At 58.3% G+C, this 12,942-nt stretch carries 6 protein-coding genes and 1 pseudogene; 3 read left to right on the top strand and 4 right to left on the bottom strand.

Features of this window, described 5'->3' with window-relative positions; all coding sequences use genetic code 11:
- Positions 1-65: 65 nt before the first annotated feature.
- Positions 66-998, top strand: a complete 933-nt coding sequence (locus tag ACVW1B_RS43125; protein ID WP_253588020.1) for a hypothetical protein — start codon at positions 66-68, stop codon at positions 996-998.
- Positions 999-1,280: 282 nt separating this feature from the next.
- Here the strand turns inward: ACVW1B_RS43125 and ACVW1B_RS43120 are convergent, their stop codons facing one another.
- The 3 genes from ACVW1B_RS43120 to ACVW1B_RS43110 form a co-directional block, all read right to left on the bottom strand.
- A complete protein-coding gene (locus ACVW1B_RS43120; protein ID WP_253588021.1) occupies positions 1,281-3,554 on the bottom strand; it encodes a hypothetical protein in 2,274 nt (757 codons plus the stop codon).
- Positions 3,555-4,214: 660 nt separating this feature from the next.
- Positions 4,215-4,595 (bottom strand): hypothetical protein, encoded by a 381-nt coding sequence (locus ACVW1B_RS43115; protein ID WP_245324887.1) that lies wholly within the window; start codon positions 4,593-4,595, stop codon positions 4,215-4,217.
- Positions 4,596-4,828: 233 nt separating this feature from the next.
- Complete coding sequence (locus ACVW1B_RS43110) at positions 4,829-6,073, bottom strand: cytochrome P450 (RefSeq protein WP_253603950.1); 1,245 nt, start codon at positions 6,071-6,073, stop codon at positions 4,829-4,831.
- A 1,004-nt stretch (positions 6,074-7,077) separates the two neighbouring features.
- Here ACVW1B_RS43110 and ACVW1B_RS43105 point away from each other — a divergent pair.
- Positions 7,078-7,962, top strand: coding sequence for a radical SAM/SPASM domain-containing protein (locus ACVW1B_RS43105; RefSeq protein WP_253603952.1), 885 nt, complete (start codon positions 7,078-7,080; stop codon positions 7,960-7,962).
- Positions 7,963-8,078: 116 nt separating this feature from the next.
- On the opposite strand, the pseudogene ACVW1B_RS43100 reads toward ACVW1B_RS43105, so the two are convergent.
- Positions 8,079-9,346: pseudogene (locus tag ACVW1B_RS43100) on the bottom strand (NAD(P)/FAD-dependent oxidoreductase).
- A gap of 303 nt (positions 9,347-9,649) precedes the next feature.
- Between ACVW1B_RS43100 and ACVW1B_RS43095 the strand changes: the two are divergent.
- Positions 9,650-11,956: a hypothetical protein gene (locus ACVW1B_RS43095; protein WP_253603954.1), complete on the top strand. Its 2,307-nt coding sequence runs from the start codon at positions 9,650-9,652 to the stop codon at positions 11,954-11,956.
- The last annotated feature ends 986 nt before the right edge of the window (positions 11,957-12,942 follow it).

Below are 12,942 nucleotides of genomic sequence, written 5' to 3'. Positions count from 1 at the left end.
GGTCGACATCTTGCAGAATCACCACGTCGCCAGCCAGGCGCGGCGAGCGCAGTCGCCATGTTACGTTGAACGAGCACACCCCAATCCCATCGGCCTCACGTCAATATGACGCCGGCCAGCTTGATCAAGATGGCAGCGCGGAATGCGTCTGCCTCGCCATGCGGGTCGAGCGGTTGATGCGCGAGCGCCCGTATTCCGAACAGTATTTTTATTTCGCCACGGGCATTATCGCTCTGGCGCGACGCTACGAGCGCAATCGGCTGGAAGCAGCCTACGAGAGCGCGCTCAATGCGATTCAACTGCGCCTCCGTGAGCGCCGTCGTCAAGGCAGGGCTCGGCCGCGCGAGCCCGCAACGCGCCCGTCGAAGCCATGCCTTTGCCGCGCCAGCATCCGTGGCGGACTAATGTCAATGAAGGAAGTGATGACCGTGATGCTGAGCCACCCGCCCCTCGACCAGATGCGACTCGGCCCTGGCCGGAACGGTGGCGGCCTACTGACCTTCCGCATCGATCAGGGGCTGGCTGCACCCGTCATAGGCGTCTGCCTACAGGATGGCGTTATCGAGCCAGATGTGCCCGAGGATATTCAGCCGAGCGCTCGTGGGAACATTGATGCCGCCGGGCCGGTGCGCCACCAAACGACAGATCGTCCGGACATGGACCCAGCACCGGCGCGGATCGAGATCGGGCGCGCCGCGCTCAAGGAACAACGAAAAGCCCCAGCACCTTCTGGGGGCCGTGGAAGCCGGGATGCTGGGGCCATCGTAGCCTCATCCAAGAGCAGCATGGATAGGCAACCGCACTGTGCATCGCCAATTCGATTCGTCAAACCCGCCCAGGATACTTGTCTTCCTGGGGGCGAATCATGCAAAAGCGCCCTAAAATCCCGCCGAAGTTTGCCCACCAGCTCGCAAGGATATGACAGGTCTTTGCCGCCGTTCGTGATCACATTCGAACGGATCGCCGTCGGCACCGGACACATTTGTCCCTCCAACTAAAGCACACCGTGCCATGGGGCTGCTTGTCACCCGAGCGCTGGTCTTCGCACTCGGTCGAATCGCTTCGTAGTGGGGGCTTGCTCGTGCGGCATCGAAAACGGATTGCCTGCGATTGTGTAGATAGAGCGCGTGTCTCTTCCCGCGCCTCGATTCTCCCAGGAGTTGGTGCCCGCGGGCCCAAGGTGCGGTTCATTCGAACACTAGGATTCGGATGCGAAGAAGACCGATGCCGTCACCACAAGCGGCACTCTGCCGAGACGCCTTGACTGGTCTCGTGTCGAGTCACCTGCGTATCCCGTGCTCCGTCTCGGTAAAAGGATAGCCTGGGTACCCGCTAAAAGCGGCACCTAACAAGGATTTGCAGAACGCAGGTGTGAGCTTGCCGCGGTGAATCACGACGTCATCGTGGCCTGTTGCAGCTCGAGCGTTCTGCCAGAGGCGATTGTAGCCGCGCTGTTCGTTGGATTTCACGTGGCAAGCGGCGAACTCGGCGTGATCCAATGTCGCCAACTGCCATGCATGGACCGGCCGCTTCGTATGGATGTGCACCCACATCGGATGTGGCACCGCACCATTGACCAGTGGCGCAGGCTGCAGCTTGATCTCGAACAACTTTCCTGGCTCGCTCTTCAACGCGCGCGGTGGCTCCAAGGGAGCCACCTCTTCGGCCGCCTGCAACCGTTCGAGGTACTTCTGCGAGGGGAACGCGTAGGTCTTCATGCAATCGATCTCGATCGAGGCCTTTCGTGCCTTCAAAGCATGTATCTGCCCCTGAACCTCCGACAACATCGCCTTGAGGCGGACTATTTTGTCGTGCACTTCCGGCACTTGCACAGGCGTGAGTAGGCCGCGTCGGCGAGGTTCGTCGAGCGCGGCTACACACGCCTCTATCTCCGCAGATTGGCTCTGCAGCCGCTCGACCACGGTGTCCACGACGTGGTCGGCATCTTCCGGCTTCATGTGGCGCGCTTGCGAAATGGCTCTTTGCTGACTGCCCAGATCGAATTGCAAGAGTTCGTCCAACCGCTCGAGCAGGCGTGTCAGTGCCTCCTTCGATGGCGGAGCCTGCCATATCGCCAAGTGTCCACTCGCCGACGATGACGTCCTCGCATGCGCCTCCTCCGCACTCGCGAGTTTCTTCGTGCCCAGATCCGAGAGCACAATAACCTTGGCGGCTCGCGCCGTGTCGGCGTCGGGCATAGCCGGCTGCGGCTCGGGCCGCCGCCCGGCTGCCGAACTCCCCGCACCTCCGGCCTGCCTGCGCTTTCCCTTCCCTTTCCTGCGCGCTGGACTGTCTTCGGCCGCCGGGGCCCTGCCGGCGGCGTCGGCCGGTATCGCAAGGCCAGCCTCCGTTGGCGGTGCAATGATGACTGGTGTCTTCGGCTGCACTGCCAGAAGGCGCATAACCTCATGGGCAGTGACCCACGCTCCTTCCACGATCTGATCCAACAGTTCCAACGGAAGCTCGGGACTTGCTCCCTTATTCCTTAGCTCGGCAACCATGTTCGGCAATGCCGACGCAAATTCCGATAGGCGCTCCATGACGCCTTCCAGAACAGCGCAGTGCGCTGCATCGAGGGCTTGCCCTTTGCTGTTCAGAACAGCGTCGCCCGTTGAGAGGAATGCCGGAATGACATCCTCCATAAAGGTTCCGAGTAGACGTGCCCGACCGTTCTCACCCAAGAGGATTTGCCTGACGGCCGGGTCGAGCGTGCTCGCCTGCGACTCAATCATGACCCGCGCGAGAGCGACCTGCGACTGCAGATGCACGCACTTCGTATACAGTGCCCAGCCGGTGTGCAGCCGTAGTGTCGCCTGCTCGGCCTGTCGTATTTGGGCCGTTGCACTTGGCAAGTTGGCAGTGGCTCCGCAGACGGACTGCATCCGTTCGGAGCGCAATGCCTTTTTTCCCCACCACTCCGTGCAGGCCAAATAGTGTTTCGCCGCACTAGAAGCCGCTCGGATCAGGTGGTCCGGCGGAGCATTGGATTGGCGCATCCGCTCGAGTATCTTTCCTGCATTCTTCCTACTCTGCTCCAAGGCGTAGATAGTCGGCGCGGCCAGCGCGTTGCATTGGTTCCCCGCATCCAGCGTCTGGTCACGAACTCGGCGAGCCTGATCGTCGGAAAGAATGCCGCGCGCCACATCTGGGGGCAGGCTCGCGTAGTAGTCCAGAACTGCTGCGCCCGCTTTGACAACCTGATCGATCAGCTCTTGCGCCTCAGACGAGCTCTGAGCGCCCATGGCAGCACTGTGGCAAGCATCAAGTTCCTCAAGCAGGCCGTCCATATTTCGTTTCGCTGCGTTGATCCCCTCACCGCTTGAGGAAATGGGGACTGCCACACCCGAACCTGAGGGCAGGCTCGCGAGCGTCGCCATTCTATCTTCAGGCGCTAAGCGCATCCGCTCCACGACGGAGTCGAAAACCCGGTTACCTTCCGCAGGGACAAACGCAGGGACAAAATTGGGCGCCGAAGGCGTACTACTCGATCCCGACGTGCTGTTGGCTCCTGTCGCCCCAACATACGGTTCGCCAGGTCGGCCAATGCCCGTCATGTCCATCTCCCATACGGTCAACAATGCGCAGCCTCCCTGGATAGACCGCCTGGCTGACGGTTGGCTGACGAAGGATGCTCTGCGGATGCACAAAGAACCCCCCGGCCGCCCGAGTTCCAATTTCATGGAAGCTGTTGTGGCGCTGGAGGCAGCAATAGGGATGACCCATGAGGCGCGGGAGGCTCGGTTGTAACGCGTGTCCGCATTCGGCGCTGCCTCGCCGTGACCAATAGAAATGCGCGCTGCCAGGCTGCGCGTGATGGCAGTGACGCCGATCCCTCAAGGACTCGGCGATGGCGGCGGCTTGTCTAGGGCATAGCCCTGCCAGTGCCTTTGCCGAATACCGAAGGCTGTCTAGCATGCCGAACCGTGGAACGGACTGGAGGACTGCGGCAAAGTAAGTACCGGAAGGATGTCGATTTTCAGACTTCTGGCAGCAGCGAACCTCTTGCTAACCGGGAAAGAGATGCCGTTGTTCGACCGAAGAGTTTACGGATCCAACGAGAAGAGTTTACCGACCCAACGATACGTAGATGTGGCTCGATGTGGAACGGTGCGTCATAACAACCTCTTCTTCTCGTGTTCGAATTGACGTTGTGCAAGTCTTTTTCAGGATAGAACCGCCGAGATGCTACCCATCTAGGCGTACTTGGAATATGCTCATAAAAATAACGCGGCGAGCGTGCCAAGCACGCCGAGCGCCAATCCGATCAGCGAACCTACCGTCGGCACGTCTCGAAACAGCAGAAGCGTGAGAATCGGTTCCACCACTAAAATTGCTCCCACCGATGTCGCGATGATGACCCAGATATTCTCAAGATACATGTAACCCAGTGCATATCCGAAGACGAGAAGGATGCCGCCGAACGCTATCAGCAGGAACATCGGCAGGAGAGTTGTCAAATCGCCGCCGTCCTTTCCGAACTGCTTTGAGGCAACCAACTCTGCAATGATCGAAAGCGCTTCTCCAAAGAAAATCGCGCCCACCGCTACAATCTTCAATGTTGAGCTCATCGCTTGACACATCGAAATTGCTGTCAAAGGTTGTTTCCAATCTGGGATCGGTCTCTGGCCTGCCTCAGACAGCAGGAAAACCCGACGCCCTCGAGCACCTCCATTCGTCGCTTGTCGCAGGCGCTCAACGTTTGCCGCAAGCCGCCCGGCTCCCGAGACGCCTCGCGCGGATCACCGCTTTCGGTCCTGCGCGGCGGAGAGTGGTCAAACAGGGAGACGAGACCGCGCAGCTGAGCGGCTGCTAGCCGGAGCATCACGACCTAAGCTGCAATCTGCGCAGGAAGAGCGGAATACCCGTGGACAAAGTTGGACGCAATTCGCTCGGGTTCGCCGACAACCTTGATCTCCAGCCGCGCCTTCAAGATTTCTTCCCAGAGGATTTTCAACTGCAGCTCTGCAAGATGTCGCCCAACGCAGCGATGGATCCCGAATCCGAACGAAAGATGTTGCCGCACGTTCTTGCGGTCGATGACGAAGCTATCGGCATTCTCGATGACCTCTTCGTCCCGGTTACCGGAAATATACCACATGACGACCTTGTCGCCCTTCCTGATATGTTTCCCACCTACGATGATATCGGCCGTGGCGTTGCGGCGCATATGTGCGATGGGCGTTTGATACCGAATAATCTCGGACACGGCGCTTGAGACCAGCTTGGGATTATCGCGTAGCTTTTGTAGCTCGGAGGGATGCTGGTTCATGAACAGAAGACCGCCGGTAATCGAATTGCGCGTTGTATCATTCCCACCCACGATCAGAAGAATTAGATTGCCAAGAAATTCGCTCGGCTCCATGTGTCGAGTTGCAGGCGAGTGCGCCATCATTGAAATCAGGTCGAGACGCGGCTCGGCATTGATGCGCTCGTTCCAAAGCCGCACGAAACACGCCAAGCACTCAGACAAGATCGCACTTCGCTTGTCCCAGCTATCGATGGGCTGGCCGATTTTCGGAATTGCAACAGCCACATCCGACCAATAGGTCAAGAGCCGCCGATCCTCAAATGGAAAGTCGAATAGCGTAGCAAGCATCTGCGTCGTCAACTCGATGGAGACCCGATCCACCCAATTGAAGTCATCATTACGTGGCAAGCCGTCCAGAATCGTTCTGACGCGACGGCGGATCAAGCTTTCGAGCTTCGTCAGGTTTTCCGGCGCGACGATCGGACTTACAGTATCACGCTGCTCGCGATGCTTAGGAGGACCCATCTTGATGAAACTTTGCGTCCAGTGCTTATCAGGCACGTCGGCGATGGTAACACCCCGCTCCGACGAGAATATCTTGTGATTGGTATCTACCTCTACGATATCGCGGTATTTCGTTAGCGACCAATATGGACCATAGAAGCTTTCTTGGCAGTAGTGGACGGGATCTTCCGTTCGCAGCCGCTCGAAGTAATCCCATATGCTATCGTCTTGAAAGCGCTTGGCTTCGCTCACATCCAGCTTGCTCAGCGGAACATTGGAGGCGTCGTCGTCGGCTCGAAAGTCCGCCAATTGCGTTTTCATGATCGTCTCCGCAGATTTTGCTCTCTCAAGAGATGAGGGATCCACAGATCGCGATCGATAGTTTCGAGCTGCCGTGGCGTGCCGGTTGCGAGCGGGTCGCTGCTCCAGCAGAGTATCGCAAAAACCGGACAGTCACCCCTACCATTTCCGGCAGGTAAGTATCGTATTGACTTCCTAACTCCGTCCGCTCCAGTGGGGCGATGAGAACCATCCGCGCTACGTAAGCGGTGCCTAATGCTCCAGCTAGTGGCTGCTCAAGCTATCAAACAGGACGCAATGCGACCGCAGCTCCCCCCTTCTTTAAGAGGCCAAAATGCGAAGTCTTCAGCTCCTAACGGCCGCACTCAATTACTTGCTTGGCGCTGGATCGTGCGGTGACCACCGCCCGCGCTGATCCTGCCCACGAAAACGGTTACCGCCCGGGAACAGCTAGTTTGTTCATCGGTATGCAACAAGGCTGCTTCATCCATCATCCTGACCAGCAACTTGCATTTGGGCGGGACGGGGAGCTCTCGCGGACGACTGCCGTCGAGGGCTGCGATGATTGATCGTCCGCGCCATCACGTTCACATCGTCGGGGCCATTCGGGAGGGCTATCGCTCCGCCTGACATAAAAAAGAGGGCCTCGGGTCCGCGCCGCCCGTCAAGAGGAAATACGAAGTCCCGATGGGGCGGGCGGGCCAGATGCTCGTTCCGCTTCGCCAGGATTGCGTAAGCGTCCCCACCGAGGTTACCGAGTCCAGCAACTATGATGCCAATGACGGCCAACGGTACCAAGTGGCGGTCGTGGCGGAGAGGAGGAGTTGACGCGCCAGATCAGCCCCACCTTGGTTGAGCATTATCGAACTCAGCGCGTTGTTAGCGTTGAGGCAGGATCTTGATCTAGGTCGTTTCGCCAAACGACCTATCCTGGATTTGCAATCCGTGAGAAGCAAGGCAAGCCGCTGCGCACCAAATGCTGCGCTCTTTCTCCAATTCTCCGGCACCTGAAAGGACCAGACAGAATGATGGCATATCCCATGGTGTTACAAAGCTTACGCGCCGTCAATCCTGGTCGCAGGGTGTTGGAGATAACCACGACCGCAGGATGCATCGTCAGATGTTCATATTGCTCCCAGGACAAGTTCGCCGATCGTCAAAGACCTGTGTCTCTAGCGAAGCATCTTGGCCTGCACGATTTCGAGCGATGTTTGACACGCGTGCCCACGGCTACCGACATCAGTTTTGCCGGCTACTCGGAGCCTTGGCTGCATCCGTCGTGCACCAGCATGGTTGAGCATGCTTACACACGCGGCCATGACATCCGAATTTTCACGACACTTGTCGGGATGAACGGGAGTGACGTCCGGCGCTTGCAAATGCTCCAATTTAGGGCTTTCGTCGTCCATGTTCCTGATGACGGCAGTTATATGAACAGACGCCTCGTTGGAAAGTCCTATCTCAACGTCATGGGCCAACTTCTCGAGGCGGACATTCCCTCAATTCGATTCGTCGTGCTGGGCACAATCCATCCCGCTCTCGCCGACATCATTCCCGCTAAAAAGCTTGAGCGCTTGCGGCCACTGAGCAGCACGCGAGGACGTCTCGATCCGGATATCATCAAACCACGACGGCCGGTCATCGGAGCCTTGACATGTCTTGGCAAACAACAATATCGCAATATCCTTCTTCCAAACGGCGATGTTACTCTGTGCTGCATGGATTTCGAGCGGCGTCATGTCTTGGGCAATCTTTTGCGCGACGAGTACGAACATCTCTTTGAAGGAACAATCTTTCGCGAAGTCGTCGATCGCATGAACGGAATGGCTGGTTTTCTGCTCTGCAGGAGGTGCGAGTTTGCCAATTCGCAGACGTCAGGACGGCGTATGGACGCCGACCAACAAGCTTGACGGCAGGGCCACGCGGCTGCGGATGTCAAGAATTCACGTAGATCGCTACATGCCGGAAATGGCCATACCGACGAGGAAACTCGCCTTGATCGGATATACAACTGCCACTAGGTGGATCAGAGACGCGCTCCAGCGAGGTGAACCAGCTGGGAGCCTGCTCTGTAGAGGGCCTCACGGGCGGCACGAAACCGCCGATGTTCAACAGGCGCCGCTGGAAGTGGTAGATCCTTTTCTGCAAGGTGGCCGAGGACGTAGGACGCCAACACACGGCCAAAGACGGTGCCGGGTGCAATCCCGCGTCCGTTATAGCCGTCGAAGGAGACGAGGTTACGGTCGAGCTTGTGAAAGCGCGGCAGGTGGTCGAAGTCATGCCGATCATCCCGAACCAACCGGTTTCGAACTCAAGCTCATCGAGCTGCGGAAACAACCTGCGAAGCGATCTGATCGCCCAGGCTCGGTGAACCAAGGCACCGATATCCTGTAAAGCGCCAACGCTGCCGAACACCAGACGGCCCGACCGATCGAAGCGAAACGAGGAAAGGACCGCGCTGGTGTCCCATGCTCCCTGCCGTTCGGGCAGATTGAGGTCCTGAGACGATCTGACAACGGCCGCGTGGCCAAATTGAAGTAAGGAAGACGGACCTGCGACCGAGGTCTGTTTCCGTAAGCGTCGGTGGCGACGACCACCCACTCAGCACGTACGGATCCCATTGCCGTGCCGACCTCCAGCACAAACCCATGTCGCTGACTGTGAGAATCTCAGTCCGAGTGAATATCCTCGCGCCCGCTGCAAGCGCAAGGCGCGCCAAACCCCGCGCATAGGCCAGCGGCTGTATTGTACCGGCGCGCTTGTCTAGCATCGCGCCAGTATAGTTGCCTCCGCCAATCTTTCTGCGGGTCTCCTCCGCGTTAAGCACGACGACCGGAGCACCGCGCTTTTGCCACTGCTCGGCACGTATCTGGATTTCCTGCAAGCCCCTATGGCCGACCGCGCAATGCAGGGTCCCCGCGCGCTCAACTTCGCAGTCGACCACATCTCTCTAGATCAGTTCAAAAACCTCTTGCGGTGCTCCACCTAGCAATTCGATGAGCCGTTCGCCAAACGGAAGGGCCAAGCGTACCCGAGAGTCGTGTCGGGCATGACCCCCATGCCCGCATTGACGAGCCCAACGTTGCGCCCAGAACCACCGAACCCAATTTCGTATGCCTCCAGCACGACGGCGCGCGCGCCAGCCTTCGCGAGGTGAATGGCTGCAGAGAGACCGGTGTATCCACCGCCGATCACGGCGACATCAGCTCTCGCATCGCCTACAAGAGGACCCGTATTCGGCGGCGCGGGTGCCGTCAGTTCCCACAAGCCGTGCGATTTGGGATTGCCGTGCATCCGACGAACTCGTTCTGTCCATCATCATGAATGATCTCGACCTACACATCGTGGCTGGCGGCAATAGAAATCAACTCCAACATTGTGCACTTGCTCTTCTAGGAGGCAAGTGCGTTGGCCAATTGCCGTGCTCCTCCCCTCTTTGTCGCCAACTTTATCTTGAGGGCACGACCACGCAGCAGCACCTCGGAGAAGGCATTTGCAGACTCCCATTGATTCCTACATTTGGCGAGCCCACGTCAGGTTTTGGAAAGCTGAGGGTACTAGCGAGAGAACACGAGGGCGACACCAGCAGACGAGAGCATGGACCGATTCAACAATATCAACCCAGCCGATACCGGACCCGCTGCGTCCGAAGCAACGGTGGAGCAACCGCAACGGCAGCAAGCCGAATTTGAGCAGCACTTGGGAGAAGCGGGTCAGGCTGGCCCTATATATCCACACCGAGAGCTTTATAATGTCTCTGACGAAGACGATCGCCTGATCCAGGCAGCGTCCAGCGCTGCTCTCGAGCGAGGGCCACCGCCGGGTTCTACCACCGTGAGCATTTATGATCGCCGACTTCGCAAATTGGCCGAGTTGCTGAAGCAGTCAGGTAAATCGATTGCTGAGCTCAATGACGATACGTTGCTCGCTTACGCCAAGAAGCTGCTGCCAACGGACAAAATCATCGCTCCAGCATTGTTTATGGTCAGCCGCTACCGCGATCCTGACGCCATCGCTACCGCAACACATTACCGTCCTTCCAAGGAAGATGAACGGCTCATCAGGGAGGCCGCTGAGGCAGGCTTCGGTCGAGCAATCGACGCGAAAACGGCCGGAAATTATGCTAGCAGTCTCCGGAAGCTAGCGGCAGCACTGCGCCCCCTGTCAATGGCTAAGATCAGCGACGAAGCGCTGCTCGGTCATGCCAACGCATTGTTTCGGGGTGACGATATACTTGTCTGCGCCTTGAACGGGCTCCGCAATTATCGCGCGATCATCGGGCCGAACAATTTGGGAGGACAGGCAGCCAGCTCGCGCCTGCCGACACAGCCAGCCGCCCATTCACCGCTGCAGGTTCTCGAGGGTCAACCCTTTGGGAACGCTGCGGATCGGAGCGCATTGGCGGCTGACGGTTTCAATGCTCCGCAGGATTGGCATGAAATGGGTTTAGCCACTTATTCTCCCATCCAAAGTGTAGCCCAGGACATGCTTTTCGATGCCGCGGAGCGGAGCGGGGAGCTTACGCCTTCCAGCTTCGATGCATCGCTGCTTTGGCAGGGAACGCGCGATGCCGCTTCCTCGCCCGTGCAAAGTTTCGCTCAGGAAGAGCTTTTCGATGCCGCAGCTCGCGAGAGCCTGCTGCCAGCCATGCCCTACGATGCATCGGCGTCTTGGCCGACAATGAGCTCCGCCGGCCACTCTAACCCGCAAAGTGTCGACGAGAATGAGCTTTTCCATGCCGTGAATCGAGAGGACGCGCCGGCAGGCACAACTTTCGATGCCCCTGAACTGTGGCCGCCGCCAAGTTCAGTCGTCGCCTCGCCCATGCAAAGCTTCGCCCAGGAAGATCTTTTCGATGCCGCGGATCGGGAGGGCTCCATGACCGCGGACCGTCTTGTTGTACCGGAGTTTTGGCGGGAAGTAGGCTCGCCTGACCACCCACCGATGCAAAGTGTCCGTGGGAAGGAGTTTTCCGATGTCCTCCCCTCACAGCCGAGCTCGCGGCCGCAGAATCCTGCCTCTGAAGAGTACCTTGCAGGGATGATGGACCAAGGCGGCGCTGCCCTCGCCACGAGGTCTCCCCCAGGCAGCGAAAGCTTTGATACTTCCTGGGCCGTTCCAGACAACTTCTCCCACGGCAATCAGTCCGCGCCGGATATGATGCTCACCAAACTTGGCCACTGGGGTCTGTTGCCCGACGCGGCAGAGCGGGTAAAGACCTACGACATTGCCGGTGAGCGCTATACGGCCGTGTTAGGACCGGGAGGGCGCAATGATGTTCAGCTTATCCATCTTCGGTCTCCCGCTGCCGGTGACACCTTCGACGTTTCATTCGCAGTGCCCAAGGACTTTTCCCATGGCACCCAGCTGGCGCCCGACATGATGCTATCTACGCTGGGCAAGTGGGACTTCTTGCCTAATGCGGAACATCCGATCATGAACTATGAGATTAGCGGCGAGCGCTACACGGCTGTGTTGGGACCGAAAGGACCTGACGACGTTCAACTCATTCATCACCCCAAGTTCGCTTTACCGGGTGACACTGCGCTTTTGGCACCGACCGGTGTCGCGCATACGTACGGCGCCCTTTTACCCGGGTTCGATCCGCCCGCGTCGCTCGAATTGCGAAAGGCGGCGGCAAACCCTCCAACGCCGTCTGCGGCGCAGGCGTCGGGCCATCAGCCGCTACGGCAAGTGCCTGAAATCGGAGAGTTGTTCCCCCGCGATTGGAGGCACGGCCCCCAAGAGGCTTCGCCTGCCGTAATCGACACGCTCCAAAATCTGGGTCTTCTGCCGAGCGAGTATGTCCCAATGACACGATTTTTAATCCACGGTCAGCCCTACACGGCCGAAAGCCTACCCAGAGGCCGCGTTCTTCTCTTTCATCGGCCACAATTTGGCTGAACGAGGTGCTCGACGCCTCGGACAGCTGCTCAAGCTGAACGATTTCAATCGCCTTGTGCATCGCATTCGGCAGCTAACTGACGCTAGGTTGAATGTCTTTGCAGGAACAGCTTGGCGGTTGCTCGCATTAAAGGTCTCGATTGGAGGCCGGGTCCACATCTGTCGAACCTGAAATGCGCCCCCCGGCGCTATAACATTTATGAGGAGCTCGATCTCGAACAACACGTCTCCCTGTCGCAGTACCTCCACGGCAAGGAGAGATCGAGATCTCCTGCTTGCCGGTGACCCCGCAACGCGCAATTTTTCGAGATCGAGCACAGCGAAGAACGGGCGCTGCGCATAGACCTAACATGTCGATTCCCGGGTTTAGGGTAGAGGACCGGCAGATAACGATTGTTAAACGACTCACAGGCAATTGGCCTGCGGCATGCAGGTATAACGGGTCAGATGCGTCCGGGTGTTGAGCCGACGTTGACCCATGTCGACGAAATCAGTTGGTTAGTTAATTGGCCATGGACAGCCAAAGAGATTTTAGCCCCCAGTCGCTAGTGATCCGGGACAGATACCATCGACGATCGCTTTGGCCTATACCGCTGCGGAATTTTAATCGAAAAGCAATGACAGCTTGTCATGTCCGATCACTTGGGCCTCCGAGCGGTCGAATCTTGAACGGGCCGCCGTCGAAGCCAATTTTCGTCCTGCTGCGCCTGTCGTGTTCGTTTGACGACGTTCTATGCCAGAAGTCGGACATCGAGCCGGGAAGCTCAGCGCATATCACGTAGTCTCCGCGTCTTCAGCAAAGGTGCCGGATGATATCTCATTGGCACGCCGATTGCTGAGGAGATGGCAGATGCGTGCCACTCGGCTGGGCCGCCAGCAGGAGTTCGCGGGCTTGATCGGCCGTGAGCCTGGCCACGAAGGTGACGGCTCCTGATTCGAGAGGACCAGACAGATCATGCGCTGCGGTCACCTGCAGAAGTGCAATC

Source organism: Bradyrhizobium sp. USDA 4502, assembly GCF_054063355.1.
This window is presented reverse-complemented; position numbering and strand designations above follow the sequence as displayed.

Excerpts from the sequence above, each read along its gene's own strand:
- ACVW1B_RS43120 (WP_253588021.1), bottom strand. The coding sequence starts at position 3,554 with ATGACGGGCATTGGCCGACCTGGCGAACCGTATGTTGGGGCGACAGGA.
- ACVW1B_RS43110 (WP_253603950.1), bottom strand. The coding sequence starts at position 6,073 with ATGAAAACGCAATTGGCGGACTTTCGAGCCGACGACGACGCCTCCAAT.
- ACVW1B_RS43105 (WP_253603952.1), top strand. The coding sequence starts at position 7,078 with ATGATGGCATATCCCATGGTGTTACAAAGCTTACGCGCCGTCAATCCT.
- ACVW1B_RS43095 (WP_253603954.1), top strand. The coding sequence starts at position 9,650 with ATGGACCGATTCAACAATATCAACCCAGCCGATACCGGACCCGCTGCG.